Source organism: Rugamonas brunnea (assembly GCF_014042345.1).
Lineage (GTDB): Bacteria > Pseudomonadota > Gammaproteobacteria > Burkholderiales > Burkholderiaceae_D > Rugamonas > Rugamonas brunnea.
In genome coordinates, this window is record NZ_JACEZT010000005.1 from 1 (window position 1) to 26,699 (window position 26,699).

The following is a 26,699-nucleotide window of genomic DNA, read 5'->3' on the forward strand; positions in this document are numbered from 1 at the left end:
CTAGTAAAGCCACGTCGATCACTCCGATCTCCTGTCGAAAGGACAGGAAGGATTGTGCTATGAACGTGGGTCAGATTCCGTTGCAAATTCGTGGGGAAGATGGGTCAATTTTCAATGCAAATTAACAATCAGTTGCAATAGTTGTCTGTAAGGAGGGGGTTAAGTTGTCAGAATCCGCGCAATTGGGCTGCCGGAATACCTAGGGAAGCGGCAATTGCTGGCGCTGGTCTTCCTCGCTTACTATGTTGTATCGGGACAACGGCAGGGTACTTTATTTATCAAACTGGGTTACATAGCGGTTACATAACCCCAGAAGATCGGCAAATAGAAAAAAGGGTTACATGCATTGGCATGTAACCCTTTGTTTTTTCTGTCTATTTTTGGTGCCGACTGCCGGTTTCGAACTGGCCACCTGATGATTACAAATCAACTGCTCTACCAAATGAGCTAAGTCGGCGAAACTTGTACGGTGCGGATTATAGCTTATTTAATCCGCGTAAGGGTGGGGCGGCCACCCTTTTTGGGCGGGTCGGTATCGTCGTCCGGAGCACCGGCGGAGGTGCTGTCGGGCTCGCTTTGGGCCGGTGGCACGGCGGCCAGCGACGGTGCGGACGGGGCCGGTTCCGGCGCCGGTTCAGCGTAGTTGAGCTGGGTTTCGAACGCCATGCCCTGGCCGTTTTCGTTGGCGTAGATGGCCATCACGTTGTTGACCGGGACGAAGATCTCGCGCGAGACGCCGCCGAAACGGGCGTGGAAGCGGATGCTGTCGTTGTCCATCTTGAGGCCGGAGGTGGCGCCGAAGCTGATGTTGAGGACGATCTCGCCCTTCTTCACATATTCCATCGGGACCGTGGTCGCGCCATCGACCTTGACGGCCAGATACGGGGTGTAGCCGCTATCGGTGCACCATTCGTAGATGGCGCGCAGCATGTAGGGCTTGGTTGAGATTTCGGACATATAAGTCTGCAGTAAAACGCGGCGCGCCGCCCCGGGGGGCCAAGGCGCGCCGATACTTCGAGTGAGGCGGTCGGCGTCCGCTTAGCGGCGCATGACCTTTTCCGACGGGGTCAGCGCTTCGATGTAGGCGGGACGCGAGAAGATGCGCTCGGCGTACTTCATCAGCGGCGCGGCCGTCTTCGACAGTTCGATGCCGTAATGGTCGAGGCGCCACAGCAGCGGGGCCACGGCCACGTCCAGCATGGAGAACTCGTCGCCCAGCATGTACTTGTTCTTCAGGAACAGCGGCGCCAGCGTCGTCAGGCGGTCGCGGATTTCCGCGCGCGCCTTGTCGTGGCTCTTGTCGTTGCCCTTTGCGCGCTCGCTTTCGAGCACGTGCACGTGGACGAACAACTCCTTCTCGAAGTTGAACAGCATCAAACGGGCGCGAGCGCGCATCAGCGGGTCGGCCGGCATCAGCTGCGGGTGCGGGAAGCGCTCGTCGATGTACTCGTTGATGATGTTCGATTCGTACAGGATCAGTTCGCGCTCGACCAGGATAGGCACCTGACCATACGGATTCATGGTCGAAATGTCTTCCGGCTTGTTGAACAGGTCGACATCGCGCACCTCGAAGTCCATGCCTTTTTCAAACAGGACCAGGCGGCAGCGCTGGGAAAATGGGCAGGTCGTACCCGAATAGAGAACCATCATTTTTATAGTTCCTTAGAAACAAAGAGGGTGAATCCGAAAATCGGATCACCCTGGATCGCCCGCCAACGCGGGCCACGCAAACACATGCGCCGCCACCTGCGCGGCGGCGCACAAACTTATTTTATTTGACTTCTTTCCAGTAGGAGGCGTTCAGGCGCCATGCCAGCAAGGCAAACAGCGACATGAACATCACCACCGCCACGCCGAGGCGCTTGCGGGTACCCTGGGCTGGTTCAGCCATCCATTCCATGTAGCCTACCAGATCGGCGACGGCCGTATCATACTCGATCTTGGACAGCTTACCCGGCGTGACTTGCTCGAAGCCGACGAAATGGTGGATTTTCTTGCCCGGTTCATGCGGATCGTCGATCTCTTCCATCTTGGCGGTCTGCACGCCTTGCAGTTCCCACAGGATGTGCGGCATGGCCACGTTGGCCAGCACCAGGTTGTTCCAGCCGGTCGGGCGGGTGTCATCCTTGTAGAAGGTGCGCAGGTAGGTGTACAGGTAGTCGCCGCCGGTGCCGGCGCCCGACGCCTTGGCGCGGGCGATCACGGACAGGTCGGGCGGCACCACGCCGAACCATGCTTTCGCATCTTTCGGATTCATGGTGGTGACCATCATGTCGCCCACTTTTTCGCCGGTGAACAGCAGGTTGGCCTTGATCTGGTCTTCCGACAGGCCCAGGTCCTTCAGGCGGTTGTAGCGCATGGAGGAGGCGTTGTGGCAGTTCAGGCAATAGTTGACGAACAGCTTGGCGCCGTTTTGCAGGGCGGCCATGTTGTTGGAACGGTCAGGCGCCTTGTCCAGCGGATAGCCACCCTCGTTGGCCAGTGCCAGGCCTGGCAGCAGGGCCAGCATGGCGAGCAATTTCTTCGTGAAATTCATGTAATGTCCTTTGTGTGCTGAGCGTGGGTCGGCTTAGTGCGCGTGGAACGTCACACGGTCCGGCACTTTCTTGAAGCTACCCATGGTGCTCCACCACGGCATCAGCAGGAAGAAGCTGAAGTAGAACAGCGTGCAAACCTGCGAAATCATGGTCTTGGTTTCGGTCGGCGGCTGGGTGCCCAGGTAGCCCAGGGTCAGGAACGACAGGCCGAACAGCATGTACACATATTTGTGCCAGTCAGGACGGTAGCGGATCGACTTCACCGGCGAGTGGTCCAGCCATGGCAGGAACGCCAGGATCACGACCGAACCGCCGAAGAACACCACACCCCAGAATTTCGCGTCCAGCACCTGCGGCAGCATGCCGATGATGGCCAGCAGAGCGATACCGGCGATGGCTGCCTTGACCTTGCTTGGCAGGCGCGACTTGAGCCACACGAACGACACATAGGCGGCCGTGGCGAACATCAGCACGTACATGAAGTCGGCCGTGGTGGCGCGCAGCACCGAGTAGAACGGCGTGAAGTACCAGGTCGGGGCGATGTGCAGCGGGGTCTTGAGCGAGTCGCCCGGCAGGAAGTTGTTGTACTCCAGGAAGTAGCCGCCCATTTCCGGCGCGAAGAACACCACGGCGCTGAAGATGGTCAGGAATACGGACACGCCGAACAGGTCGTGCACGGTGTAGTACGGGTGCGACGGGATGGAATCGACCGGGTGGCCGTCCGGGCCCAGGTTTTCCTTCACTTCGATGCCGTCCGGGTTGCTCGAACCGATCTCGTGCAGCGCGATCAGGTGGGCAGCCACCAGACCCAGCAGCACCAGCGGGATGGCGATCACGTGGAACGCGAAGAAGCGGTTCAGGGTGGCGTCGGACACCACGTAGTCGCCGCGGATCCACAGCGACAGGTCAGGGCCGATGAACGGGATGGCGCCGAACAGGTTGACGATCACCTGTGCGCCCCAGTACGACATCTGGCCCCATGGCAGCAGGTAGCCGAAGAACGCTTCGGCCATCAGGCACAGGAAGATGGCGAAACCGAACAGCCAGATCAGTTCGCGTGGCTTGCGGTAGGAACCGTACATCAGGCCGCGCGTCATGTGCAGGTAGACGATGATGAAGAACGACGAGGCGCCGGTCGAGTGCATGTAGCGCACCAGCCAGCCCCATGGGACTTCACGCATGATGTATTCGACCGAACCGAAGGCCAGGTTGGCGTCCGGCTTGTAGTGCATGGTCAGGAAGATACCGGTGACGATCTGCAGCACCAGCACCAGCATGGCCAGCGAACCGAAGATGTACCAGAAGTTGAAGTTTTTCGGAGCGTAGTACTTGCCCCATTGGTCGTTCCACAGCTTGGTCAGCGGGAAGCGGTCGTCGACCCAGCCCAGCGCCTTTTGCGCCACCGGTGCGTCGGCGGGGAATTTGGTTTCTTTGAAAGCCGCCATATTATGCCTCGCCCTTTTCGTCTTTACCGATGACCAGTTTGGTGTCGCTCAGATACATGTGGCGCGGCACTTGCAGGTTGTCCGGTGCGGGTTTGTTCTTGAACACGCGGCCGGCCAGGTCGAAGGTCGAGCCGTGGCACGGGCACAGGAAGCCGCCGGCCCAGTCGTCGGGCAGCGAGGGCTGCGGACCGGGCGCGAACTTGGACGAGGGCGAGCAACCGAGGTGGGTGCAGATGCCGACGGCCACCAGGATTTCCGGCTTGATCGAGCGCCATTCGTTGCGTGCGTACTCGGGCGTGAATTCGGCCGGGTTACGCTTCGATTCGGCGTCGGCCACCTTGCCATCCGTTTGCTTGAGCGAGGCGATCATTTCCGGCGTGCGGCGCAGGATCCACACCGGTTTGCCGCGCCATTCCACCGTCTTCATCTCGCCCGGATTGAGGGTAGAGATATCCACTTCCACCGGCGCGCCGGCGGCTTTCGCCCGCTCCGACGGCTGGAAGGTACTTACCAAGGCCCCTGCGGTGCCTACACCGACCACACTGCCCGCCGCACACGTGGCGACGAGCAAGCCACGTCGGCCGGAATCGACCTGCTTTTCGTTACTCATACAAACCCCAATCAGTCAAAATGCGAACAAAACGCGAAAGCTTACGATGCGCTAAGATAGCCGCTAATAACCTTAAATTATATTTGAACCGTGTTGCGAGTTAAAGCAAAAACGTTGCTCAGACCGTAAGTGAGATCAAGCCGAGGCCACTCAGGACTTGAATTTCCCCCACCCCATCCCGAAGTGGGTGCGCCTGCCTCGTCCAATTGACGCAAATCAAGCTTATAGCGCAAATTTCATGCGTTGCGTGCAACTGTGTGCCTTGTTTGGCTTCTTATTGAAACAATAGTATGATCCAGATGCAACTTTGTTCAAAATTGACCACACAGCGAGGATAAAAAGATGGCAATGATGCAGGAATTCAAAGAGTTCGCCATGAAGGGCAACGTGGTCGACCTGGCCGTCGGCGTGATCATCGGCGGCGCGTTCGGCAAGATCGTCGATTCCCTGGTGCAAGACATCATCATGCCGCCCATCGGCAAGCTGTTCGGCGGCCTCGATTTCGCCAACTATTATCTGCCGCTCAATGGCCAGAACCCGACCCTGAGCCTGGTGGAGGCGAAGAAGCTGGGGGCTGTTTTCGCGTACGGTAACTTCGCCACCATCCTGCTAAACTTCGTGATACTGGCGTTCGTGATCTTCCAGATGGTACGCCTGATGAACAAGGCCCGTCATCTGACGGAAACCGCCAAGCCGGCCGAGCCGGAAGCACCGCCGGCCACGCCGGAAGACGTGGTGTTGTTGCGCGAGATCCGCGACGCCCTGAAGAACCGCTAGACCCCGGCCATGCCCGCCCCTACTTGAAGGCGCGGCATGTCCACCTGATAGAAACGCTATGCGACGACTGTGGTTATTGTTTGCGCAAACGGTGACCATCGTACTGGCACTGTATTTCGTCTATACGGCCCTGGGCAACGGGGGCGTCGGTGGACGGGTTCCCATGTCCGCCGGCCCGGCGCCGGCGCTGGCGCTGTCCACCTCGTCGGCCCATACCTCGGGCAGCTACCGGCTGGCGGCTGCGCGCGCCATGCCGGCCGTGGTCAACATCCTCACCAGCAAGGCGCCGCGGCGCGGCAAGCATTTGCTGCGCGACCCGTTCTTCAAGAAATTCTTCGGCGACCGCGACGGCGAGCCGGACGATGAGGAATCGAGCCTGGGCTCGGGCGTCATCGTCAGCCCGGAAGGCTACATCCTGACCAACAACCACGTGGTGGAGGCGGCCGATGAGATCGAAGTGGTGCTGGCCGATGGCCGCAAATCGGCCGCCAAGGTGGTGGGCACGGACCCGGAAACGGACCTGGCCGTCATCAAGATCGGCCTCGACAAGCTGCCCGTGATCGTGCTGGGCCAGCCCGAGCAAGCCCAGGTGGGTGACGTGGTGCTGGCCATCGGCAACCCGTTCGGCGTGGGGCAGACCGTCACCATGGGCATCATCTCCGCGCTGGGCCGCAACAACCTGCACATCAATCACTTCGAGAACTTCATCCAGACCGACGCCGCCATCAACTTCGGCAACTCGGGCGGCGCGCTGATCGACACCAACGGCAACCTGCTGGGCATCAACTCCGCCATCTATTCGCAGACGGGCGGCTCGGTCGGCATCGGCTTCGCCATTCCCGTCTCCACAGCCCGCTCCGTGATGGAAGCGATCATCAAGTCCGGCCACGTGGTGCGCGGCTGGATCGGGGTGGAAACCCAGGAGATCACGCCGGAACTGGCGGAAAGCTTCGGCCTGAGCCGGCAGAGCGGCGCCATCATCGCCGGCGTGGTGCGCAACGGCCCGGCCGACAAGGGCGGCATGAAGCCGGGCGACATCCTGTTGTCGGTGGAAGGGCGGCCCGTGGCCGACACCAACGAAGTGCTGAACCTGATCGCCCAGCTCACGCCGGGCGGCAACGCCAAAATGACGGTGCTGCGCAAGAGCCGCGAAACCACACTCGACATCGTGGTGGGCAAGCGGCCGGCCGGCGTCAAATAACCTTACCGGAACCTGCATGCACCTGCGCGACCTGACCCGCTACCTCCAAGAACTGGAAGAGAACAACAACCGACCCTGGTTCATCATGAACAAGCCGCGCTACGACATCCTGCGCGAGGAATTCCTGCAAGTGGTGACGGAGCTGATCGCCGCGCTGGGCAAGTTCGATCCGGCCGTCAAGTTCTGCAATCCCAAGAAGGCCATGTTCCGCATCAACCGCGACGTGCGCTTCGCCCACGACAAGAGCCCGTACAAAACCCGTTTCTCGGCCGCCATCGCGCCGAACGACATGCGCCGGCCCAGCAAGGCGGGTGGCCCCACGTATTATTTCCAGATGGATGGCAACGGCAAGCTGCTGTTCGGCGCCGGCGAGTACATGCCGCCGCCGGGCCGGCTGCGCGCCCTGCGCCAGCTGATGGTCGATGACGCGGCCGGCTTCACCAAGGTGCTCAAGAACAAGCGCCTGCGCGCCACCTTTGGCGACATCCAGAACGAGGGCAAGCTGATGCGCCCGCCCAAGGGTTTCGATCCCGAGGCCGAGCACATCGAATACATCAAGCTCAAGAGTTTCTTCGTGTGGACCGAGATCGATTTGCCGATCAACCAGCCGGAGCAGCTGGTGCCCACCATCGCCAGCGGCATGCAGGATGCGTTCCCGCTGGTGACATGGATGCGGCAGGCGAAAGAGGAAGAAGCGGCCGAATAAGGCAGCCCCAACAAACCTAGTTAGGGCTGGCCGGGGCGATCTTCTCGTCGCGCGGGTCGCGCGCCAGCAGGCGCGCCACCATGGCCTTGGGCGGTACGCCGTCGAACAGCACGCCGGCCACGGCATTGGTGATCGGCATGTCCACGCCCAGCTTGCCAGCCAGTTCGCGCACGGCCTTGGCGCACGGCACGCCTTCGGCCACGTGGCCCAGCTCCTGCACGATCTGGTCCAGCGGCTTATCCTGCGACAAGCCCAGGCCCACGCGCCGGTTGCGCGACAGGTCGCCCGTGCACGTCAAAATCAGGTCGCCCATGCCGGTCAGGCCCATGAACGTTTCCACTTGGCCACCCAGGCGGGTGCCCAAGCGCGTGATCTCCGCCAGCCCGCGCGTGATCAGTGCCGCGCGCGCGTTCAAACCCAGGCCCAGGCCGTCGGCCACGCCGGTGGCGATGGCCAGGATGTTCTTGACGGCGCCGCCCACTTCCACCCCCACCAGGTCGGTGCTGCCATAGACGCGGATATTGCCGCCATGGACGGCCGAGACGACCGCTTCGCGCAGCGGCGCCGAGTCGGAGGCGATGGTCAGCGCGCACGGCAGGCCGCGCGCCACTTCCTGCGCGAACGAGGGGCCGGACAGGGCGCCGGCCGGCACCGTGTCGCCCAGCACCTGGCGCACGATCTGGTGCGGCAGCAGGCCGGTGCCGTATTCGAAGCCCTTGCACAGCCACACGAGGTTGCCGATGGCGCGCGTTTTCAGCTGTTCCAGCAGCGGCCGCAGGCCGGCCACGGGGCAGGCCGCGATCAGCAAGCCGTCCGGGCCGGCCGCGTGGGCCAGGGCCGCGTCGAAATCGGGCTCGACCGCCAGGCCGGCCGGGAACGGGAAGCCGGGCAGGTAGTGTTTGTTTTCGCCGTCCGCCGCCATGGCCTGCATGGCGGCCGTGTCGCGGCCCCACAGGCGCACGGCATGGCGCTGGGCCAGCGCGATGGCGACGGCGGTGCCCCAGGCACCCGCGCCCAGCACGGTGACAGGGCGCGCGACGGCGTTTTTATTGTTTGGATGGTCTTGCATGGCGCCTCGGGCAGCGTTGATTGGGCGGCCTTATGCCGCCCGGGCCTCACAGGCCCCAGATGTCGGTGTTCTTGATGTAGCCGGTCAGGCCGTCGCGGTGACGCACCTTGACCCAGCCGCCGGCGGCCGGTTCGACCAGTTCCAGCAGCACGCCCTTGTCGGCGATGAATACGGGGGCGCCGTTGTCGTCGGCCGTGGCGCGGATCTTGACGTTGGCGCTGCGCACGATCACGTTGCGCTTGGCGCTCAGGCCTTTCGCTTCCGTCCAGGCCAGTTCGCCGCTCAGGTCGCGCACCTTGACCCAGTCGCCATAGGTCAGCACCACTTCCAGCGGCGTGCCGCGTGGCACGATGAACAGCTTGCCGCCCTTGGTGGAGGGGGCATCATACAAAATGGCCGGGGCCGCGCCCACCGTCTTGAAGTCGAACGCCTGGCTGGTGGCCGCAGCCAGCATCAGCAGGGCGCCTGCGATCCAACGGGGAAAAGTCATTGCTTGCCTTAAAGGTAACAGACCGGCGGGCGCGTGTGACGCGGCCCGCCGGTCTGGCTTGCTGTCTTGCTTAGTTCGCTGGGGTGGCGGCGCCGTTGCCCTTGGCGGCCGCTTCGGCCATCGCTGCCATGCGCTGCTGGTAGAACACTTCGAAGTTGATCTCAGCCAGGTGCACGGGCGGGAAGCCGGCACGGGTGATCACGTCGGCGATGTTGGCGCGCAGGTAAGGGTAGACGATGTTCGGGCAGCCGATACCCAGCAGTGGGTCCAGTTGTTCGGCAGGAATGTTACGTGCCTCGAAGATGCCGCCTTGCTTGCCTTCGACCAGGAACGCCACTTTATCCTTGACCTTGGCGGTCACGGTGATGGTCACGGTCGATTCGAAGATGCCGTCGGCCAGGGGCTCGGCGCCCACGTCCAGTGCCACTTCGATGGTCGGTGCTTCCTGTTCCAGGAAGATGGCTGGGGAATTCGGTTGTTCCAGCGACATGTCTTTCAGGTAGACGCGTTGGATTTGGAATACTGGTTGCAGGTTTTCTTCAGACATGGAACGCTTTCGTTATAGTGGAAACGAGCGGCGGTGGCCGCCCCGTATTTGTTTGTTTGCGAGGTCTTCTGGAAGGCTCAAATCAAACGCGAGGGCAATTGTATCAAAACCAATTCAAAAACCGACGATTTCCGCCCTCGCGTTGTATTTGGGGGCGCTTAACCTTTTAACAAGGGGTCCAGGCCGCCTGCCTGGTCGAGCGCGTACAGGTCGTCGAAGCCGCCGACATGGGTTTCGCCGATGTAAATCTGGGGCACCGTGCGGCGGCCCGTGCGTTCCATCATCAGCACGCGCTGCGCCGGGTCGAGGTCGACGCGGATCTTGTTGATGGCGGTCACGCCTTTCGCTTCCAGCAGGCGCTCGGCGCGCACGCAGTAGGGGCAAACGGCGGTGCTATACAGGGTGACGGGGGCGGTCATGCAACTTCCTTCCATTATTTCGACAGCGGCAGGCCGGCGGTTTTCCACGCGGCAACACCACCATCCAGATTGACGACATCGGCGAAACCGGCCTTCTGCAACAGGCCGGCGGCCGAGGCGGCGCGCGCGCCGCTCTGGCACACCACGATCACGCTTTTGCTTTTCGCGCCATCGAGTTCGCCCACGCGCTTGGCCAGGTCGGCCAGCGGAATGTTCTTGGCGTTAGGCAAGTGTCCGCTGGCGAACTCGGTGGCGTCGCGTACATCCACAATGGTGGCTTTACCACGATTAATCAACTGGGTCACTTCCAGCGCCGAGGCGCGCTTGCCGCGTTGCGTGAGGGCCGGCCACAGCAGGGCGCCGCCCGAAACGAGCACGATGGCGATGATGAAAATGTTATCAATGAAGAATTTCACGGTGGTCCAATGGTTGAAGTTGATGCGCGCATTATAAAATAGAAGGCTGGAAGAGTTCTGTTAGCCACGTTTTTCTGTCCGTTCACTCCTTTTTGAGATAGTCCTATGTACAAAATCGTATTCATGCGCCATGGCGAATCCACCTGGAACCTGTCGAACCGCTTCACCGGCTGGACCGACGTCGATCTGACGGAAAAGGGGATCGCCGAAGCGAAGGCGGCCGGCGCCGTGCTGAAGGAAGCCGGTTTCACCTTCGACCTGGCCTACACCTCGGTGCTCAAGCGCGCCATCCGCACCCTGTGGCTGACGTTGGACGCGATGGATATGATGTACCTGCCGATCAAGCATGACTGGCGCCTCAACGAGCGTCACTACGGCGCCCTGCAGGGCCTGGACAAGGCGGAAACGGCCGCCAAGTACGGCGACGACCAGGTGCTGGTGTGGCGCCGCAGCTACGACACCCCGCCGCCACCGCTGGCCGAGAACGATGACCGCACCTCGTTCAACGACCCGCGCTACGCCGGCCTGCCCAAGTCGTCGATCCCGCTGACCGAATGCCTGAAGGACACCGTGGCCCGCGTGATGCCGGCCTGGGACGAGGAAATCGCCCCCGCCATCCGCGCCGGCAAGCAAATCCTGATCTCGGCCCACGGCAACAGCCTGCGCGCCCTGATCAAGATGCTCGACGGCATCAGCGATGAGGACATCGTCGGCCTGAACATCCCCAACGGCCAGCCGCTGGTGTACGAGCTGGACGCCGACCTGAAGCCGATCCGCCACTACTACCTGGGCGACGCGGCCGCCATCGCGGCGGCGCAAGCGGCCGTGGCCAACCAAGGGAAGGCCAAGTAATTTGCCGCTGCCTCAAGTCCCCCGCGGCCGAGGCCGCGGCGTCGCTGCGCTGCTGTGCGCCTTGCTGTCGCTGGCCCTGGCCGGCAGCCCGGCGCACGCCCGCACCACGGAACGCGCCAAGCAGAAAGCGGCGGCCGAGGCCGAGCGCGCCGGCTTGCAGCAAAAGCTCAGCGCCCTCAAGCGCGACATCAGCAAGACCGAGTCGGCCAAGGATGACGCGGCCGACACGCTGGCCGAGTCCGAGCAAGCCATTTCCGACGCCAACCGCACGCTGCGCGACCTGACGGCCGAGCAGGCCGCCACCAACGACAAGCTGGCCCGCCTGTCGGTCGAACACGACCGGCTGGTGGTGACGGTCGAACAGCAGAAGCAGCAACTGTCGCGGCTGCTGCGCCAGCAGTACGTGGCGGGCAATGAGGACCGCATCAAGTTATTGTTGTCAGGTGACAACCCCAACCGCATCAACCGCGACTTGCAGATGCTGGCCTATGTGTCGCAGGCACAAGCCCGTCTGCTCGAGGCCTTGCGGGCCAATCTGAAGGCGGTGGAAGCCAACCAGGCCGAGGCGCAGAACGCCAAGGACGAGCTGGCCGAGATCGCGGAAGAAGAATTACAGCAAAAAGCCCTGCTGGAGCAGGAAAAAGGCCGCCGCGCGGCCTTGCTGGCCACGCTGTCCAAGCGGCTGGCGGCCCAGCGCAAGGAGGCGGGCAATGTGGAACGGGACGAGCAGCGCATGGCCGGCCTGGTCGACAAGCTGACCCGTCTGATCAAGGAACAAGCCGAGGCGGCCGCCGCCGAGCAGCGCCGCCAGCAGGAACTGGCCGCCGCCCGCGCCGCCAAGGCCAAGGCCGACGCCGAAGCGAAGGCCCAGGCGCTGGCCAAGGCCCGCGCGGCCGAGGCGGCGGCGCGCGCCGAACGCGAGCGCCTGGCCAAGGCCGGCAAGGCCGGCGCCGCCGTCAAGCCGGCGCCGGCACCCGTCAAGCCGCCCGTCAAGCTGGAACCGATCGATGCCGACGAGCCCAAGGTCGCCCAGCAGGCCAAGCTGGAGCCGAAGGAGGAGCCTGCCACGACCCCGGCGGCCAAGCCAGCTGATATCGCGTTGGCCCCGGCCGCGCCGGCCGGCGCGTTCGAGGCGCTGAAGGGGCAACTGCGCGCGCCCGTGGCCGGCAAGCTGGCCGCCAAATTCGGCGCCAAGCGTGGCGACGGCCCTAGCTGGAAGGGCGTGTTCATCCGCGCCACCGAAGGGGCGGACATCCACGCCATCGCCGCCGGCCGCGTGGTGTTCGCGGAATGGCTGCGCGGCTTCGGCAACCTCATCATCGTCGACCACGGCGGCCAGTACATGAGCATCTATGGCAATAACCAGTCGCTGCTGAAACGGGCCGGTGACATCGTCAAGGCCGGCGACGCCATTGCCAGCGCCGGAAACAGCGGCGGTAACGAAGAATCAGGTTTATACTTCGAGCTTCGCCACCAGGGCCGTCCGTTCGATCCGGCTGGCTGGGTCCGGTTCTAGCGTTTTCAGCCGTTTTAGTCCGCCGTTATCGGCCGCAGAGGTTTCATGGGCAACAAAGTCAAGAGTTTCGGCCTGATCGGCCTGGGCATGGTGGCCGGCATCACGGCCTCCCTGCAGTTTTCCGCCATCGCCCAAAAGGCCGGCGTGTCGCCCCTGCCGCTGGAAGAACTGCGTCAGTTGTCGGATGTGTTCAGCCTGATCAAGTCGGACTACGTGGAAAGCGTGGACGACAAGAAGCTGCTGACGGAAGCCATTTCCGGCATGGTGTCCTCGCTCGACCCCCATTCCGTCTACCTGGACAAGAAGGCGTTCAAGGAGATGCGCGAGACCGTGGCCGGCAAGTTCGTCGGCATCGGCATCGAAGTGGGCATGGAGGACGGCTACATCAAGGTGGTGTCGCCGATCGAGGATACGCCAGCGTTCAAGGCCGGCATCAAGGCGGGCGACCTGATCACCCGCATCGACGGCAACCCGATCAAGGGCCTCACGCTGGATGAAGCCGTCAAGAAGATGCGCGGCGAGCCCCATTCGAAGGTGGTGCTCAACATCACCCGCAAGGATCTCGACAAGCCGCTCACGCTGACCATCGTGCGCGAGGAAATCCGCGTCCAGAGCGTCAAGGCCAAGCTGATCGAACCCGGTTACGCGTGGGTGCGCATCTCGCAGTTCCAGGAACCGACCGTGGAGGACATGGCGAAGAAGATCAACGCCCTGTACGCCCAGGACCCGCACATCAAGGGCATGGTGCTGGACCTGCGCAATGATCCGGGCGGCGTGGTGCCGGGCGCGATCGGCGTGTCGGCCGCCTTCCTGCCCAAGGACGCGGTGATCGTGTCCACCAACGGCCAGCTGCTCGAATCGAAACAGACTTTCTATGGCCGCCGCGAGTTCTACGCCGGCCGTAATGGCGGCGACCCGCTGGCCAAGCTGCCGGCCGCGCTCAAGGATGTGCCGCTGGTGGTGCTGGTCAACGGCGGTTCCGCTTCGGCTTCGGAGATCGTGGCCGGCGCGCTGCAGGACTACAAGCGCGCCATCATCATGGGCTCGCAAACCTTCGGCAAGGGCTCGGTGCAGACGCTGCGCCAGCTCACGCCCGACACCGCCGTCAAGCTCACCACGGCCCGCTACTACACGCCGCACAACCGCTCGATCCAGGCCAAGGGCATCGTGCCCGACCTGCTGGTGGACGAAACGGCCGACGGCGATGGCCTGAACGGCTTGCGCGTGCGCGAGGCCGACCTGCAGAAGCACCTGGGCAGCGACGACGGCCAGGATGGCACGCAAGGCGTGGTGGCCCGCGCCGACAAGCGCGACGAGCTCGAAGAAGAACAGCGTCTGCTGGCTGCGGCCCGCAAGCAAAAGCCGTTCGAATATGGCTCCAAGGACGACTTCCAGCTGGCGCAGGCGCTGAACCACTTCAAGGGCTTGCCCGTCAAGCTGGCCAAGGCGGAAGGCGCGGCCGTGGCCGACGCCAAAGCGGACACCCGGGCCGAGACCAAGCTGGACGCCAAGCCGGACGCCATGCCCGCCGTCAAGACCGACGCCAAGGCCGATGGCAAGTCTGAGGTCAAGTCTGAGGTCAAGTCCGACGTCAAGGCCGATCCCAAATCCGACACCAAGCACGCTCCGATCAAAAAATAAGCGGCCGGCGCGCGAGTGCCGGTCCAGTCCCAACCGATGAACGACTCGCAACTGCTGCGCTACTCGCGCCATATCCTTCTCGACGAAATTGGCATTGAAGGCCAGACCGCGCTGTTGCAGGCGCACGCGCTGGTGATCGGCGCCGGTGGCCTCGGTTCGCCGGCCGCCATGTACCTGGCCTCGGCCGGCGTGGGCAAGCTGACCCTGGTCGACAACGACACGGTGGACCTGACCAACCTGCAGCGCCAGATTGCCCACACGACGGCGCGCGTGGGCCAGCCCAAGGCCACCTCGGCGCGCCTGACGCTGGAGCAGATCAATCCTGAAATCGTCATCGAGGCGCTGGTCGAGCGGGTGGACGACGCCCGCCTGGCCGAACTGGTGGCGGCGGCCGATGTGGTGCTCGACTGTACCGACAACTTCGCCACCCGCCATGCCGTCAACCGCGCCTGCGTGACCCACAACAAGCCGCTGGTGTCGGGCGCCGTGATCCGCTTCGACGGCCAGGTCAGCGTGTTCGATCCGCGCGGCGGCGCGCAGCCGTGCTACTCCTGCCTGTTCCCGCAGGATCAGAAATTCGAGGACGTGGCCTGTTCCACCATGGGCGTGTTCGCGCCGCTGGTGGGCGTGGTCGGCGCCATGCAGGCGGCCGAAGCGCTCAAACTGATCATGGGCATCGGCCAGTCGCTGGCCGGCCGGCTGTTGCTGCTCGACGGCCTGCACATGGAATGGACCAGCATCGCCGTGGCCCGCAACGGCGACTGTCCCGTGTGCGCGGGCCACCACCCGCCGGCCGCATAGCCCAAAAATTTCATGTAAGACGACGTTCCATCCCTTCCCCAAAAAACGGAGCCCCACACGATGCTGAACCGCCTTTCCCTGTTGTCCCTGGCCCTGGCCGCCGCGTTCGGCGCGTCCGCCCATGCCGCCAGCACCACGCAATACCTGATCATCGCCGAAAACGGCAAGCAGATCGGCCAGCAAGTGGTGCAGCACGAAGACGATGGCCTGACCAGGGTGCGCTTCAGCTACAAGGACAATGGCCGTGGCCCGGAACTGGAGGAGCAGTTCCGCGTGGGCGCGGACGGCACCATGACCGAATACACGGTCAAGGGCAGCTCCACCTTCGGTAACGCCGTCAATGAACACTTCGAGCGCAAGGGCGACCAGGCGCAATGGAAGGCCACGTCGGAACAGGGCAGCAAGACCGTCAGCGGCCCGGCCGCTTACCTGCCGCTGAACAGCTCCTTCGAAGTGGTGTCGGCCAACATCACCGCGTTGGCCGCGACACCGGACGGCAAGCTGCCGCTGCTGCCATCCGGCACCCTCAGCCAGCGCGTGCTCGACACGGTGGAAGTGACGGGCGACGACCCGGCCCACCCGCAAACCCAGACCGTGCAGTTGCTGGCGCAGACGGGCATCGGCCTGTCGCCGTCGTTCTACTGGGCCACCACGGGCGCCAAACCGCGTTTGTTCGGCGTGGTCATTCCCGGTTTCGCCACCATCCTGGAGCAGGGTTGGCAGCATAACGGCGCGGCATTGGCCGCGCGCCAGAAGGCGGCCGAGAGCAAGATGCTGGCCGACGTGGCCACCCAGCTGCAACATCCGCTCACCGGCCTGACCGTGGTGCGCAACGCGCGCGTGTTCGACAGCGAGAAAGCCACCGTGGGCGCGCCGTCCGACGTGTACGTGCTGCGCGGCCGCATCACGGCCGTGCTGCCGGCGGGCGCACCGGTGCGCGGCGCTGTCAACCAGATCGACGCGGCCGGCCGCATCATGCTGCCCGGCCTGTTCGACATGCACGGCCACGTGGACCGCTGGTCCGGCGCGCTGAACCTGGCGGCTGGTGTGACCAGCGTGCGCGATATGGGCAACGACAACGCCCAGATGCAGCAAATGCTCGATGAAACCATCGCCGGGACGCTGCTGGCGCCACAGGTGGTGCCGGCCGGTTTCCTGGAAGGCGAGAGCCCTTATTCGGCCAATGGCGGTTTCGTCATCAAGGACCTGGCGCAGGCCAGGAACGCGATCGACTGGTATGCCGAACATGGCTACCCGCAGCTCAAGATCTACAACTCGTTCCCGAAGGCGATCCTCAAGGAGACAGTGGCCTATGCCCACAGCCGCGGCATGCGCGTGTCGGGCCACATCCCGGCCGGGCTGCGCGCGCAGCAGGCGCTGGACGCGGGCTACGACGAAATCCAGCACATCAACCAGGTGCTGCTGAACTTCCTCGTCACGCCCACCACGGAAACGCGCACGCTGGAGCGCTTCACGCTGCCGGCCGAAAAAGTGGCGGGGCTGGACTTCAATGCCAAGCCGGTCAAAGACTACGTGGCCGAATTGGCGAAAAAACAGATCTCCATCGATCCCACGCTGTCGGCCTTCGCCTTCCTCAAGCAGCGCGACGGCGACATGAGCGAACCGTTCGGCCCTGTGGCCGACCACATGCCGCCCGACGTCAAGCGTGGTTTCTCGGTCGGCACCATGAAGATCGCGGACGACGCCACCTACCAGCGTTATCAGAAATCGTATGACAAGATGGTGCAGTTCGTCGGCATCCTGTACCGCGCCGGCGTGCCCATCGTGGCCGGGACGGACGACCTGGCCGGCTTCACGCTGCAATCGGAACTGCAGTTGCTGGTCAAGGCCGGCCTCACGCCGGCCCAGGCGCTGCAGGTGGCCACCCGCAACGGCGCGCGCTACACGCGCACCAGCAATGAGCGGGGTAGCATCACGCCGGGCAAGCTGGCCGACCTGGTGCTGGTGGACGGCGACCCGACCAGGAACATCGCCGACGTGCGCAAGGTGGCCGCCGTCATCACGCGCGGCTACCTGATCTACCCGCGCGAGATCGACGCCACGCTCGGCATCGCGCCATTCGTGCAGGAGCAGCCGGCCGTGCAGGCGCTGGCGCCCGTGTCCACCAACCATGCCTCGGCCGGCGGCAACGACGGCGCCCGCGCCCGCATCGAAGCGCTGGCCCGCCAGCGCGACTGAGGCCCGGTGCCCCAGTGCCTGCTGTGGCGATTAATCGCGCTTTAAGCGTGGCGCGGGCATAATCGTCGGCGCGGCTTTGCTGGCCGCGCCGGTTCGGCCTTATACTCAGCATTCTTTTCAAATATTTAACCTACATTTGCCGGTCCAATGAAAAAACAGTCCATCCCCCGCCGCGCCGCGCGTGGCTTTACGCTGATCGAAATCATGGTGGTGGTGGTCATCATGGGTGTGCTGGCCGCGCTGGTCGTGCCCAAGCTGCTCAGCCGCACGGGCGAATCGAAAATCGCCGCGGCCAAGGTCGATATCGCCACCGTGATGCAGGCGCTCAAGCTGTACAAGCTCGATAACCAGCGCTATCCGACCACCGAGCAAGGCCTGCAGGCGCTGCTGAGCAAGCCCACCACGGGTCCGGCCGCCAATGGCTGGAAGGCCGGCGGCTACCTGGAGAAGATGCCGAAAGACCCTTGGGGTAATCCTTACCAGTACCTGTCGCCCGGCATCAAGGGTGAGGTGGACGTGTTCTCGCTGGGCGCCGACGGCCAGCCTGGCGGCACCGGCGACGATGCCGATATCGGCTCCTGGGACAATTAAGGCGGGAGCCAGCTGTCATGCGCGCCGCGCCGCGCGGGTTCACCCTGATCGAACTGCTGGTGGTGATGGTCATCCTGGGCGTCACGCTGGGACTGGTGTCGCTCAACGCCATGCCCAGCCGCCAGCAGGGCATGCAGCAGGAAGCCCAGCGTATCGCCTTGCTGCTGCAACTGGCGCGGGACGAGGCCATCGTGCGTAACCGCCTGATCGCGTTCGAGGCGGAGCCGGACCGCTACCGCTTCCTGGTCCGCAACGACCAGCAGTGGCAAACCGTCACCGGTGATGACCTGTTGCGCGAGCGCGAATTCAAGCACGCCCCCATCACGCTGCTGCTGGACCCGCCGTCCACCATGCCCGGCGGCAGCCTGCGGATCACCTTCGGCCGCGAGCCGGTCGACAAGCCGTTCGTGCTGACCTTGGCCAGCGACAGCGGCTCGGTCGTCATCCGCGCCGATGGCATCGGCCACTTCACGGTCGACTGAGCCATGCTCCATATTCCGTCTTCCTCCATCCGGCGCCAGCGCGGCTTTACGCTGCTGGAAGTGCTGGTGGCGCTCGTGATCGTTGGCACGGCGCTGGGCGCCTCGCTGCGCGCCGTGGGCAGCCTGACCCAGAACAGCAACGGCCTGCGCAGCGCCATGATGGCCACCTGGTCGGCCGAGAACCGGCTGGTCCAGATCCGCCTGGCCCGCACGTTCCCAGCCGTGGGCAAGCAGACCTTCGACTGTCCGCAGGGCGATTTGCAACTGGTGTGTCAGGAGGAGGTGATCGCCAGCCCCAATCCGCGCCTGCGCCGGGTGGAGGTGAGCGTGGTGGACCAGGCCAACCCGGAACGCCGCATCATCAAGCTGGTGCAGCTGGTGCTGAACCAATGACGGCGCGGCGCCATTCGCCGCGCGCGCGCGGCTTCACCCTGATCGAGCTGCTGGTGGCCATTTCCATCCTGGCCATCGTGGCCGTGCTGGGCTGGCGCGGGCTCGATGGCATCATCCGTTCGCGCCAGGCGCTGACGGCGCAGATGGAGCAGACGCGCGGCATGCAGTTGGCGTTCGCGCAGATGCAGAGCGATTGCGAAAACCTGGCGCCCGCCACGCTGCTGCATGGCCGCGCCAACCTGCTGGCCGAGACGGACCGTTTGACGCTGGTGCGCACGGTGCTGACGGAAAGCGAGCCGTCGCGCTTGCAGGTGGTGTCCTACCGCGTGCGCGACGGCGTGCTGCTGCGACGTGAATCGTCGGCTACCCGTGACCTGGCGCAGCTCGATATGCTGTGGCAGGGCGCGCGCAGCGATACCGATCCGTCGCCGGCGGTGACCCTGCAATCCGGCCTGAACGGCATGACCATGCGGCTGTGGGTGAATGGTAGCTGGCGCGCGGCCGCCAGTGTCACGCTGCCGGCTGCGGGGCAGCAGCAGGTCACCGTCCCCACCGGCCAGGGCGGCGAGGGCGCTCAAGGTGGCCAAGGTGGCCAGGGCGGCGCACAAGGCGGGGGACCGAATCCGGCCACCACCACGCAGGTGACGGCGCCGCAGTCCAACAATGTGCCGACCGGGTTGGAGGTGTCGCTGCAGGCACCCGGCTTGCCGGCGGCGCTGGTCAAGATTTTCCTGCTGGGGGCCGTATGATGGCGCGTTCGCCACGTTCCCCCCGTCCTCCGCGTACTTTGCTGCGCCAGCGCGGCGTGGCCGTGGTCACGGCGCTGCTCCTGACCACCCTGGCCGTGACCATCGTCGCCAGCCTGTTCTGGCAGCAGCAGGTGCAGGTGCGTTCGATGGAAAACCAGCGCCTGCAACTGCAAACGCGCTGGATTCTGCGTGGTGCGCTGGACTGGGCGCGCCTGATCCTGCGCCAGGATGGCATGGACCGTGGCCGGGTCACCACACTTGATGGCGTGTGGGCCACGCCGCTGGCCGAAACCCGTTTGGATCAATATGTGGAGCGCGAGCGGGTCGAGGGCGAAAACTTCAACGCCACCCTGTCGGGCCAGATGACGGATGCCCAGTCGCGTTACAATCTGGCCAATCTTGCCGTCAGCCGGGCGCCGGTGGCCGAGCAGGTGGCCGTGTTCCAGCGTTTGCTGACGGTGTTGCAGCTCGACGGCTCGCTGGCACAGGCCGTGGCCGACGAGGTCGCGCGCGCGCAGCAGCCCGCGGCGCAAGGCCAGGCCGCGTCGAACGCGCTGCCGGTGCGCGCCGGCACCGAGCCGATGGAAATGATGCGGGCCGAGGACTTGCTGGCGGTGGCCGGGTTCACGCCGCAGGCGATTGAGCGCCTGCGTGATTTCGTGATCGTGCTGCCCGCGCAGACGGCCATCAACGTCAATACGGCGCCGGTGGAATTGCTGGCGGCGCTGCCGGAGAATTTTTCGATGGCCGAGGCAGCGGCCCTGGCTTACCATCGCAAGCAGGCGTACTTCAACGACGTGGGCACCTACAAGAGTCAGTTGAACGGCAAGCAGGTGAGCAGCAAGGTGAACATCGATATCAGGAGCGATTACTTCCTGGTGTTGAGCAAGGTGCGGCTGGACCGCGCCAACCTGGACGCACAGGCGCTGATACAGCGCGAGAGCAGTGGGAATTACAAGACAGACCTGGTCTGGATACGGCAAAACTGAGATGGCGAAACACGAAAGCGAGCTCCTTTGACTACCCTATTTATCCGCTATCCGGCCAAGGCCAGCATCGACAGCGGCGCAGCCCAGGCTTGCCCGTTCGCGCTGGTGGGCGACGGCGGCAACGTGCTGCAGCAGGGCGCGTCGCCGCTGGGCAGCCTGGCCGGCATGGTGGCTTCCGCGCGGCGCGTGACGCTGCTGTTGGCCGCGCCGGACGTGACCTTGCTGCGCGTGAGCGTGCCACCGTTGTCGCCGGCGCGCCTGAAGGCGGCCCTGCCGGCGCTGGTGGAAGAACACATCCTCGGTGATCCGGCCGACTGCGTGCTGGCCATGGGCCCGGCGCTGGACGGCGGCGCCGAACGCACGGTGGCCGTGGCGCAGCGCGCTTGGCTGGAGGTGCTGGTCAAGGCCCTGCAGGCACAGGGCGCGCACAGCATTTCGCTGCTGCCGGCCCAACTGTGCCTGCCGCTGCAGCCGGGCGCCGTGTCGGCCGCGCTCAGCACCAATGAGGGTGGCTGCGAACTGACACTGCGCCAGTCGCAAACGGATGGCCTGGGCCTGGCCCTGCCAGCCCAGCCGGAGGTCGTGCTGCAAACGCTGCGCGCGCTGGCCGGCGACTCGCCCGTCACGCTGTACCTGCCGGCCGCCGAGTTACGGCGTTATGAGGCGCTGGCCGCCAATCACACCGCCGGGCGGGCCGCCATCACGCTGCAGGAAGACCAGTGGGCACACTGGATCGCCGCCGCCCGCACGGCCACGCCCGACCTGGCCGGCGCCGTCGGCGCCAGCGGCACGGCCGCGCGCCAGTGGCAGCGCTGGCGCTGGCCGCTGCGGCTGGCCGTGCTGGCGCTGGCCGTCAACGTGGCCGGCATGAACATCGAATGGCTGCGCATGAAGCGCGAGGCGGCCCAGGTGCAGCAATCGATGCTGCAGATCTTCAAGGCCGCCTATCCGAAGGAAACCGTGATCCTCGATCCGGCCGCCCAGATGCGCAAGAACATCGCGGCCGCCCGCGCCGACAGCGGCGCGCTGGCCGGCGACGAATTTGGCGCCCTGAGCGCCGCCTTTGGCGAAGCCCTCAACAGCCTGCCGAACCGGAACATCGTGGCCGCGCTCGAATACCGTGAGCGCGCGCTGCAAGTGAAGATCAAACCGAATACGGTGGATGCCGCCGCCATGGGCCAGATCCGCGCCGCGCTGGCCGCGCGCAAGCTGGACCTGTCGGAAGCGGCGCCCGGCGTGTGGAAGATCCGCGTCGGCACCGGGAGCAAAGCATGAGCACATTGAAAGCGACGCTGGCCCAGTACCGCGCCGGCGCGGAGCAGTTCTGGCAGGCGCGCACGGAACAGGAGCGCAAGTTCCTGACCGTGGGCGGGGCCGTGGTGGGCGTGGCGCTGGCCTATGCCGTGCTGGTGGCGCCGGCCATGGAAGGGCGCGCCAAGCTGCGCAAGGAGCTGCCCCAGTTGCACCAGCAGGAGGCGGAATTGCAGGCCCTGGCGCTGCAGGCTTCCGCGCTCAAGGGCCAGACCACGGTGGCGCCGCCGGCCATGACGCGTGACAGCCTCACGGCCAGCCTGGCCGCGCGCAGCCTGAAGGCGCAGTCGGTCGCCATCACGGGCGAATACGCGCGGCTGCAATTGAATAACGTGTCCTTCCCCGGTCTGATAGAGTGGCTGGCCGCCCAGCGCCGCGATGGCCGCATCACGGTCGAGGAAGCCGTGATCAATGGCCAGGACACGCCGGGCCAGGTGGACGCCGCGCTGACGCTGCACCAGGCGGGCGGCGCGCAATGACGGGCAGTCCATCCCTGTCCGCCGTGGCGGTTGGTCCATGAAGCGCGCCGCGTTATGGCTGCTGACGATCGCGCTCAGCGCCATCGTCACGCTGCTGGTGTGCTTCCCGGCCAGCTGGCTGGGGGCGCTGGTGGAGCGCCAGACGGGCGGACGTTTGACGCTGGGGGATGCGCAAGGTACGCTGTGGCGCGGCTCGGCCTTTGTCGGCGGCGCGGCCGGCGGCAATGGCCCCGTCACGCCGCTGCTGCCGGGGCGCTTCGCTTGGCAGATATCGCCGCTGGCGCTGCTGGGCGCCGTGGAGGTACGGCTTGAGAACAGCGAAGCGCTGGCCCAGCCCGTGACATTCCGTGGCGGCTGGCGCCAGTGGCAGCTCAGTCCTTCGGCCCTGCTGCTGCCGGCCGAAGGCTTGTCCGGGCTGGGCGCGCCGCTCAACACGATCGCGCCGGCCGGCACCATGCGGCTGTCGTGGACGGCGCTGGAACTGGCCGTGGCCGGCGGCGCCGTCAGCGTGAATGGCCGCACCACGCTGGAAATGACGGACATGGCGTCCAAGCTGTCGGCTATCCGGCCGCTGGGAAGTTATGCGCTGGCGCTGGACTGGCATGGCCAGCAGGCGCAGTTGACCTTAAGTTCGGTCAAGGGGCCGTTGCTGCTCAGTGGCAGCGGCAGCCTCGATCAGGGCCACCTGCAGTTTTCCGGGCAGGCGCAGGCGGCCGATGGATATGAAGATAAGCTGGCCAACCTGTTGAATTTGTTGGGCCAGCGCCGTGCAAACAGCGACAAGAACATCATCGCCTTAGAGTTCAGACAATGAAAAAACAGACCGTGAGCAAACCGACCTTTCCCGCGCTGCGCCGCCTGAGCGCGGGTGCGCTGTTATGCTGCGCCGTGGCCGCCGCCGTGCCGCCTGCCGCCTGGGCCGCCAACGATGATGCCGCGCTCAATTTCGTCGGCGCCGACATCGAATCGGTGATCAAGGCCGTCGGCCACTACACCAACATCACCTTCGTGATCGATCCGCGCGTGAAGGGCACGCTGACGCTGGTGTCGGAAAAGTCGATCAGCAAGTCGCAGGCGTTCTCGCTGCTCACGTCGGCCCTGCGCCTGCAAGGCTACGCCGTCGTCAGCGGCGATGGCTACGCCAAGGTGGTGCCGGAAGCGGAGGCGAAACTGCAATCGGGGCCGACCCTGATCGGCACGGCGCCCAGCGCCATCAAGGGCGACCAGATCGTCAGCCAGGTGTTCCATCTGAACTATGAGTCGGCGGCCAACGTGGTGACGGTGCTGCGGCCCCTGATCTCGCCCAACAACACCATCAACGCAAACCCCGGCAACAACTCGGTCGTCATCACGGACTACGCGGACAACCTCAAGCGCCTGACCAAGATCATCGCCGCGCTGGACGCGCCGGCCGCCACCGACCTCGATGTGATCCCGGTGCGCTACGCCATCGCCAGTGACCTGGCCACCATGGTCAACAAGCTGATGGAGACGGGCACCGGCAGCGGCGCCACGGACGCGGGCCGCGTCAGCGTGCTGGCCGATCCGCGCACCAACGCGCTGATCCTGCGCGCGCCGTCGGCCGCACGCGCCAACCTGGCCAAGTCGCTGATCGCCAAGCTCGATCAGCCGACGGCGGAACTGGGCAATGTGCACGTGGTCTACCTGAAGAACGCGGAAGCGACCAAGCTGGCGCAAACGCTGCGCGCCGTCGTCTCGAACGACGCATCGACCGGCACCACCAGCCCGACCGGCGGCGCGGCCCAGGGCAGCACCGCCACCCAGCCCGGCCAGGCGGGGCAGGGCGGCATGGGCGGCGCCAACCAGGGCACGGGCGCCAGCAGTGGCCCCAGCAATCCGCTGCTGAACAACAGCGCATCGCCGCAGCAGACCGGCTCCAATTCGGCCGGCTTCATCCAGGCCGACGCCTCGACCAACACCCTGATCATCACGGCGCCCGAATCCGTGTACCGCAACCTGCGCGCCGTGATCGACCAGCTCGACGTGCGGCGCGCCCAGGTCTACATCGAATCGCTGATCGTGGAAGTCACGTCAGACAAGGCGTCCGAATTCGGCGTGCAGTGGATGGGCGCCACCGGCAACGAGAACAGCACCTACCGCATTGGCGGACTGCAGTCCTATAACACGGGCGGAAGCAACAACAACATCGCGGCGCTGGCGCTGTCGCAACGCAAGGGTACCACCAGCACCACAAGCACCACGGCGCCCACGCTGCCGGGCGGCGGCCTGTCGATCGGCGTGTTCAAGCAGGTGGCCGGCCAGCTGGGCCTGGGCGCGCTGGCGCACTCGCTGGAATCGGACGGCAACGCCAACATCCTGTCCACGCCCAACATGATCACGCTCGACAACGAGCTGGCCACCATCCAGGTGGGCCAGAACGTGCCTATCCTGACGGGCCAGTTCACCACCACGGCCGGCACCAATTCCAATCCGTTCCAGACCATCGACCGCAAGGAAGTGGGCCTGACGCTGAAGGTGCGGCCGCAGATCTCCGAGGGCGGCACCATCAAGATGGCGATCTACCACGAGACCTCCAACGTGGATAAGTCGACCCTGACGGCGACGGCCGGCATCACCATCAACAAGCGCGTGATCGAGAATAACGTGATCGCCGACGATGGCCAGATCATCGTGCTCGGTGGCCTGATCGAGGACACCACGGGCGACGGCACGGACAAGGTGCGCGGCCTGGGCGACATTCCCGTGCTGGGCAACCTGTTCAAGTACCAGACCCGCAGCCGCAAGAAGACCAACCTGATGATCTTCCTGCGCCCCGTGGTCATCCGCAGCAAGGAGCAAAGCGTCAGCCTGGCCACGGACCGCTACGATTACATGCGCAGCGAGCAGCAAGGCATCAAGCCGGCCGACAGCATCCTGGTCAACGATTTCGGCCAGCCCGTGCTGCCGGCGCTGGTCAATGGCCGTCCCACCAACAGCGTCACCGTGGCGCAGCCCGTGCCGCCGGCGCCCCAGCCCAAGCCGGACCAGGCGCCCGGCGCGGCCACGCCGGTGAAAAACTAAGGCGGCGCCATGAGCAATCTGCTGCCTTACGCCTTCGCGCGCGACTTCGTGCTGTTGGCCCATCCCAGCGAGGAGGCCGAGAACACGGTCGAAGTGCTGACCTGCGGCGCCACGGCGCCGGCCGCCATCGCGGAGGTGTCGCGCCGCTTCGGCCGCATCACGCTCAAGAGCATGACGCGCGCCGACCTGGAGACGGCGATCGCCGCCGCCTACGCCAGCGCCGGCGCCAACGCCTCGCTGGTGGCCGATGAATTCGACGCGGAGCTGGACCTGACCAAGCTGCTGCAGGACGTGCCGGCCATCGAGGACCTGCTGGAATCGTCCGACGACGCGCCCGTGATCCGCATGATCAACGCGCTGCTGACCCAGGCCCTGCGCGACGGCGCTTCGGACATCCACATCGAACCGTTCGAGCAAACCTCCGTGGTGCGCTTCCGCGTGGACGGCAGCCTGCGCGACATCGTCCGTCCGCGCAAGGCCATCCACGGTTCGCTGATCTCGCGTATCAAGATCATGGCGCAGCTCGACATCGCGGAGAAGCGCCTGCCGCAGGATGGCCGCATCACGCTGCGCATCGGCGGCAAGCCGGTCGACGTGCGCGTCTCGACCCTGCCCACGGGCCACGGCGAACGGGCCGTGCTGCGCTTGCTGGACAAGGAAGCGGGCCGGCTCGACCTGCAGCACCTGGGCATGAGCGACCCCATGCTGGCCCAGTTCAATAGCCTGATCAACCAGCCGCACGGCATCGTGCTGGTGACCGGCCCCACCGGCTCCGGCAAGACCACCACGCTGTACGCCGCGTTGTCGCTGCTGAACGCGTCGAGCACCAACATCATGACGGTGGAAGACCCGATCGAGTACGACCTGGCCGGCGTGGGCCAGACCCAGGTCAACGCCCGCATCGACATGACCTTCGCCAAGGCCCTGCGCGCCATCCTGCGCCAGGATCCGGACGTGATCATGATCGGCGAGATCCGCGACCTGGAGACGGCGCAGATCGCCGTGCAGGCTTCGCTGACGGGCCACCTGGTGCTGGCCACGCTGCACACCAACGACGCGGCGGCGGCCGTCACCCGTTTGCTCGACATGGGCATCGAACCGTTCCTGCTGTCGTCGTCCTTGCTGGGCGTGCTGGCGCAACGGCTGGTGCGCAAGCTGTGCCCGAGCTGCAAGACCTTCGAAGGTGGCCAGTGGCACGCCGTTGGCTGTAGTCATTGCGGCCAGACCGGCTACCAGGGCCGGGTCGGCGTGTACGAACTGCTGCAAACGACGGAGCAGATCCGCGCCCAGATCCACAATCGCGCGGCGGAAGCGGAAGTGAAGGCGGCCGCCATGGCCAGCGGCATGCACACCATGCGCGAGGATGGCGAACGCTGGCTGCGCGAAGGCGTGACCACCCAGGCCGAACTGCTGCGCGTGACCAAGGACTAGGCCCGA

Annotated in this window: 28 protein-coding genes and 1 tRNA gene; 18 read left to right on the top strand and 11 right to left on the bottom strand. The window is 65.1% G+C overall.

Translation table 11 applies throughout. The annotated features are described in order from the left end of the window. Positions 1 to 381: 381 nt before the first annotated feature. From H3H37_RS09070 to petA, 6 genes are all read right to left on the bottom strand, one after another. Positions 382 to 457: transfer RNA gene (locus H3H37_RS09070), tRNA-Thr, on the bottom strand. A gap of 26 nt (positions 458 to 483) precedes the next feature. Next, complete coding sequence (locus tag H3H37_RS09075) at positions 484 to 957, bottom strand: ClpXP protease specificity-enhancing factor (protein ID WP_182161656.1); 474 nt, start codon at positions 955 to 957, stop codon at positions 484 to 486. Between the two features lie 81 nt (positions 958 to 1,038). Beyond that, positions 1,039 to 1,650 (bottom strand): glutathione S-transferase N-terminal domain-containing protein, encoded by a 612-nt coding sequence (locus H3H37_RS09080; protein ID WP_017877976.1) that lies wholly within the window; start codon positions 1,648 to 1,650, stop codon positions 1,039 to 1,041. Positions 1,651 to 1,771: 121 nt separating this feature from the next. Next, positions 1,772 to 2,536 (bottom strand): cytochrome c1, encoded by a 765-nt coding sequence (locus H3H37_RS09085; RefSeq protein WP_182161658.1) that lies wholly within the window; start codon positions 2,534 to 2,536, stop codon positions 1,772 to 1,774. Between the two features lie 33 nt (positions 2,537 to 2,569). Further along, positions 2,570 to 3,982 (bottom strand): cytochrome b, encoded by a 1,413-nt coding sequence (locus tag H3H37_RS09090; protein WP_182161660.1) that lies wholly within the window; start codon positions 3,980 to 3,982, stop codon positions 2,570 to 2,572. Position 3,983: 1 nt separating this feature from the next. Then, the gene (gene petA, locus H3H37_RS09095) at positions 3,984 to 4,592 is read right to left on the bottom strand and encodes a ubiquinol-cytochrome c reductase iron-sulfur subunit (protein ID WP_182161662.1); all 609 of its coding nucleotides are present in this window, start codon (positions 4,590 to 4,592) and stop codon (positions 3,984 to 3,986) included. A gap of 342 nt (positions 4,593 to 4,934) precedes the next feature. On the opposite strand from petA, the gene mscL reads away from it, so the two are divergent. Genes mscL through H3H37_RS09110 form a run of 3 tightly spaced genes read left to right on the top strand, consistent with a single transcriptional unit; the run spans position 4,935 to position 7,276 of the window. Then, on the top strand, positions 4,935 to 5,369 hold the full coding sequence (gene mscL / locus H3H37_RS09100) for a large conductance mechanosensitive channel protein MscL (protein ID WP_311197435.1): 435 nt from the start codon (positions 4,935 to 4,937) through the stop codon (positions 5,367 to 5,369). A 58-nt stretch (positions 5,370 to 5,427) separates the two neighbouring features. Beyond that, positions 5,428 to 6,570, top strand: coding sequence for a trypsin-like peptidase domain-containing protein (locus H3H37_RS09105; protein ID WP_182161663.1), 1,143 nt, complete (start codon positions 5,428 to 5,430; stop codon positions 6,568 to 6,570). Positions 6,571 to 6,586: 16 nt separating this feature from the next. Next, a complete protein-coding gene (locus tag H3H37_RS09110; RefSeq protein ID WP_182161665.1) occupies positions 6,587 to 7,276 on the top strand; it encodes a DUF2461 domain-containing protein in 690 nt (229 codons plus the stop codon). A 16-nt stretch (positions 7,277 to 7,292) separates the two neighbouring features. On the opposite strand, the gene H3H37_RS09115 is transcribed toward H3H37_RS09110, so the two are convergent. The 5 genes from H3H37_RS09115 to H3H37_RS09135 all read right to left on the bottom strand — a co-directional run bounded on the left by H3H37_RS09115 (position 7,293) and on the right by H3H37_RS09135 (position 10,217). After that, positions 7,293 to 8,345 carry an NAD(P)H-dependent glycerol-3-phosphate dehydrogenase gene (locus tag H3H37_RS09115; protein ID WP_182161667.1) on the bottom strand — a complete coding sequence of 351 codons (1,053 nt, stop codon included), beginning with the start codon at positions 8,343 to 8,345 and terminating at the stop codon, positions 7,293 to 7,295. A gap of 46 nt (positions 8,346 to 8,391) precedes the next feature. Then, a complete protein-coding gene (locus tag H3H37_RS09120) occupies positions 8,392 to 8,835 on the bottom strand; it encodes an SH3 domain-containing protein (RefSeq protein ID WP_182161669.1) in 444 nt (147 codons plus the stop codon). 70 nt (positions 8,836 to 8,905) lie between these two features. Next, positions 8,906 to 9,382 (bottom strand): protein-export chaperone SecB, encoded by a 477-nt coding sequence (secB, locus tag H3H37_RS09125; protein WP_182161671.1) that lies wholly within the window; start codon positions 9,380 to 9,382, stop codon positions 8,906 to 8,908. 158 nt (positions 9,383 to 9,540) lie between these two features. Further along, entirely contained in the window at positions 9,541 to 9,801 is a 261-nt protein-coding gene (gene grxC, locus H3H37_RS09130) for a glutaredoxin 3 (RefSeq protein ID WP_182161673.1), read from the bottom strand. 14 nt (positions 9,802 to 9,815) lie between these two features. After that, a complete protein-coding gene (locus H3H37_RS09135; RefSeq protein WP_182161675.1) occupies positions 9,816 to 10,217 on the bottom strand; it encodes a rhodanese-like domain-containing protein in 402 nt (133 codons plus the stop codon). A gap of 105 nt (positions 10,218 to 10,322) precedes the next feature. Between H3H37_RS09135 and gpmA the strand changes: the two genes are divergently transcribed. The 15 genes from gpmA to gspE all read left to right on the top strand — a co-directional run bounded on the left by gpmA (position 10,323) and on the right by gspE (position 26,693). Further along, positions 10,323 to 11,069, top strand: a complete 747-nt coding sequence (gene gpmA, locus H3H37_RS09140) for a 2,3-diphosphoglycerate-dependent phosphoglycerate mutase (RefSeq protein ID WP_182161677.1) — start codon at positions 10,323 to 10,325, stop codon at positions 11,067 to 11,069. A 49-nt stretch (positions 11,070 to 11,118) separates the two neighbouring features. Beyond that, the gene (locus H3H37_RS09145; RefSeq protein WP_229218767.1) at positions 11,119 to 12,585 is read left to right on the top strand and encodes a murein hydrolase activator EnvC family protein; all 1,467 of its coding nucleotides are present in this window, start codon (positions 11,119 to 11,121) and stop codon (positions 12,583 to 12,585) included. Positions 12,586 to 12,630: 45 nt separating this feature from the next. Beyond that, on the top strand, positions 12,631 to 14,226 hold the full coding sequence (locus H3H37_RS09150) for a S41 family peptidase (RefSeq protein ID WP_182161679.1): 1,596 nt from the start codon (positions 12,631 to 12,633) through the stop codon (positions 14,224 to 14,226). A gap of 36 nt (positions 14,227 to 14,262) precedes the next feature. Continuing rightward, complete coding sequence (locus H3H37_RS09155) at positions 14,263 to 15,027, top strand: HesA/MoeB/ThiF family protein (RefSeq protein WP_182161681.1); 765 nt, start codon at positions 14,263 to 14,265, stop codon at positions 15,025 to 15,027. 60 nt (positions 15,028 to 15,087) lie between these two features. Beyond that, entirely contained in the window at positions 15,088 to 17,226 is a 2,139-nt protein-coding gene (locus H3H37_RS09160; RefSeq protein WP_182161683.1) for an amidohydrolase family protein, read from the top strand. Positions 17,227 to 17,373: 147 nt separating this feature from the next. Continuing rightward, positions 17,374 to 17,817, top strand: a complete 444-nt coding sequence (gspG, locus tag H3H37_RS09165) for a type II secretion system major pseudopilin GspG (protein ID WP_182161685.1) — start codon at positions 17,374 to 17,376, stop codon at positions 17,815 to 17,817. A gap of 17 nt (positions 17,818 to 17,834) precedes the next feature. Beyond that, complete coding sequence (gene gspH, locus H3H37_RS09170; RefSeq protein WP_182161687.1) at positions 17,835 to 18,299, top strand: type II secretion system minor pseudopilin GspH; 465 nt, start codon at positions 17,835 to 17,837, stop codon at positions 18,297 to 18,299. A 3-nt stretch (positions 18,300 to 18,302) separates the two neighbouring features. Then, the gene (gene gspI, locus H3H37_RS09175; protein WP_182161689.1) at positions 18,303 to 18,692 is read left to right on the top strand and encodes a type II secretion system minor pseudopilin GspI; all 390 of its coding nucleotides are present in this window, start codon (positions 18,303 to 18,305) and stop codon (positions 18,690 to 18,692) included. After that, positions 18,689 to 19,441, top strand: coding sequence for a PulJ/GspJ family protein (locus H3H37_RS09180; RefSeq protein ID WP_182161691.1), 753 nt, complete (start codon positions 18,689 to 18,691; stop codon positions 19,439 to 19,441). The genes gspI and H3H37_RS09180 overlap by 4 nt, the downstream gene beginning before the upstream one ends. After that, positions 19,438 to 20,430: a type II secretion system minor pseudopilin GspK gene (gene gspK / locus H3H37_RS09185; RefSeq protein WP_229218747.1), complete on the top strand. Its 993-nt coding sequence runs from the start codon at positions 19,438 to 19,440 to the stop codon at positions 20,428 to 20,430. The genes H3H37_RS09180 and gspK overlap by 4 nt, the downstream gene beginning before the upstream one ends. A gap of 27 nt (positions 20,431 to 20,457) precedes the next feature. After that, entirely contained in the window at positions 20,458 to 21,705 is a 1,248-nt protein-coding gene (gspL, locus tag H3H37_RS09190) for a type II secretion system protein GspL (RefSeq protein ID WP_182161693.1), read from the top strand. Next, the gene (locus tag H3H37_RS09195) at positions 21,702 to 22,220 is read left to right on the top strand and encodes a type II secretion system protein M (protein WP_182161695.1); all 519 of its coding nucleotides are present in this window, start codon (positions 21,702 to 21,704) and stop codon (positions 22,218 to 22,220) included. The genes gspL and H3H37_RS09195 overlap by 4 nt, the downstream gene beginning before the upstream one ends. 37 nt (positions 22,221 to 22,257) lie before the next feature. Beyond that, a complete protein-coding gene (locus tag H3H37_RS09200; RefSeq protein WP_182161697.1) occupies positions 22,258 to 23,034 on the top strand; it encodes a type II secretion system protein N in 777 nt (258 codons plus the stop codon). After that, on the top strand, positions 23,031 to 25,262 hold the full coding sequence (gene gspD, locus H3H37_RS09205; protein ID WP_182161699.1) for a type II secretion system secretin GspD: 2,232 nt from the start codon (positions 23,031 to 23,033) through the stop codon (positions 25,260 to 25,262). The genes H3H37_RS09200 and gspD overlap by 4 nt, the downstream gene beginning before the upstream one ends. A gap of 9 nt (positions 25,263 to 25,271) precedes the next feature. Then, on the top strand, positions 25,272 to 26,693 hold the full coding sequence (gspE, locus tag H3H37_RS09210; RefSeq protein ID WP_182161701.1) for a type II secretion system ATPase GspE: 1,422 nt from the start codon (positions 25,272 to 25,274) through the stop codon (positions 26,691 to 26,693). Positions 26,694 to 26,699 lie beyond the last annotated feature (6 nt).

Bases quoted from the DNA above. Each gene is read 5' to 3' on its own strand.
- H3H37_RS09075 (WP_182161656.1), bottom strand. From the start codon at position 957: ATGTCCGAAATCTCAACCAAGCCCTACATGCTGCGCGCCATCTACGAA.
- H3H37_RS09090 (WP_182161660.1), bottom strand. From the start codon at position 3,982: ATGGCGGCTTTCAAAGAAACCAAATTCCCCGCCGACGCACCGGTGGCG.
- H3H37_RS09110 (WP_182161665.1), top strand. From the start codon at position 6,587: ATGCACCTGCGCGACCTGACCCGCTACCTCCAAGAACTGGAAGAGAAC.
- H3H37_RS09160 (WP_182161683.1), top strand. From the start codon at position 15,088: ATGCTGAACCGCCTTTCCCTGTTGTCCCTGGCCCTGGCCGCCGCGTTC.
- gspH (WP_182161687.1), top strand. From the start codon at position 17,835: ATGCGCGCCGCGCCGCGCGGGTTCACCCTGATCGAACTGCTGGTGGTG.
- H3H37_RS09200 (WP_182161697.1), top strand. From the start codon at position 22,258: ATGAAGCGCGCCGCGTTATGGCTGCTGACGATCGCGCTCAGCGCCATC.
- H3H37_RS09105 (WP_182161663.1), top strand. From the start codon at position 5,428: ATGCGACGACTGTGGTTATTGTTTGCGCAAACGGTGACCATCGTACTG.
- gspI (WP_182161689.1), top strand. From the start codon at position 18,303: ATGCTCCATATTCCGTCTTCCTCCATCCGGCGCCAGCGCGGCTTTACG.
- gspD (WP_182161699.1), top strand. From the start codon at position 23,031: ATGAAAAAACAGACCGTGAGCAAACCGACCTTTCCCGCGCTGCGCCGC.
- gspK (WP_229218747.1), top strand. From the start codon at position 19,438: ATGATGGCGCGTTCGCCACGTTCCCCCCGTCCTCCGCGTACTTTGCTG.
- grxC (WP_182161673.1), bottom strand. From the start codon at position 9,801: ATGACCGCCCCCGTCACCCTGTATAGCACCGCCGTTTGCCCCTACTGC.
- gspE (WP_182161701.1), top strand. From the start codon at position 25,272: ATGAGCAATCTGCTGCCTTACGCCTTCGCGCGCGACTTCGTGCTGTTG.
- H3H37_RS09150 (WP_182161679.1), top strand. From the start codon at position 12,631: ATGGGCAACAAAGTCAAGAGTTTCGGCCTGATCGGCCTGGGCATGGTG.
- H3H37_RS09155 (WP_182161681.1), top strand. From the start codon at position 14,263: ATGAACGACTCGCAACTGCTGCGCTACTCGCGCCATATCCTTCTCGAC.
- gspG (WP_182161685.1), top strand. From the start codon at position 17,374: ATGAAAAAACAGTCCATCCCCCGCCGCGCCGCGCGTGGCTTTACGCTG.
- gpmA (WP_182161677.1), top strand. From the start codon at position 10,323: ATGTACAAAATCGTATTCATGCGCCATGGCGAATCCACCTGGAACCTG.
- secB (WP_182161671.1), bottom strand. From the start codon at position 9,382: ATGTCTGAAGAAAACCTGCAACCAGTATTCCAAATCCAACGCGTCTAC.
- H3H37_RS09085 (WP_182161658.1), bottom strand. From the start codon at position 2,536: ATGAATTTCACGAAGAAATTGCTCGCCATGCTGGCCCTGCTGCCAGGC.
- H3H37_RS09080 (WP_017877976.1), bottom strand. From the start codon at position 1,650: ATGATGGTTCTCTATTCGGGTACGACCTGCCCATTTTCCCAGCGCTGC.
- H3H37_RS09195 (WP_182161695.1), top strand. From the start codon at position 21,702: ATGAGCACATTGAAAGCGACGCTGGCCCAGTACCGCGCCGGCGCGGAG.
- H3H37_RS09115 (WP_182161667.1), bottom strand. From the start codon at position 8,345: ATGCAAGACCATCCAAACAATAAAAACGCCGTCGCGCGCCCTGTCACC.
- H3H37_RS09180 (WP_182161691.1), top strand. From the start codon at position 18,689: ATGACGGCGCGGCGCCATTCGCCGCGCGCGCGCGGCTTCACCCTGATC.
- mscL (WP_311197435.1), top strand. From the start codon at position 4,935: ATGGCAATGATGCAGGAATTCAAAGAGTTCGCCATGAAGGGCAACGTG.
- petA (WP_182161662.1), bottom strand. From the start codon at position 4,592: ATGAGTAACGAAAAGCAGGTCGATTCCGGCCGACGTGGCTTGCTCGTC.
- H3H37_RS09120 (WP_182161669.1), bottom strand. From the start codon at position 8,835: ATGACTTTTCCCCGTTGGATCGCAGGCGCCCTGCTGATGCTGGCTGCG.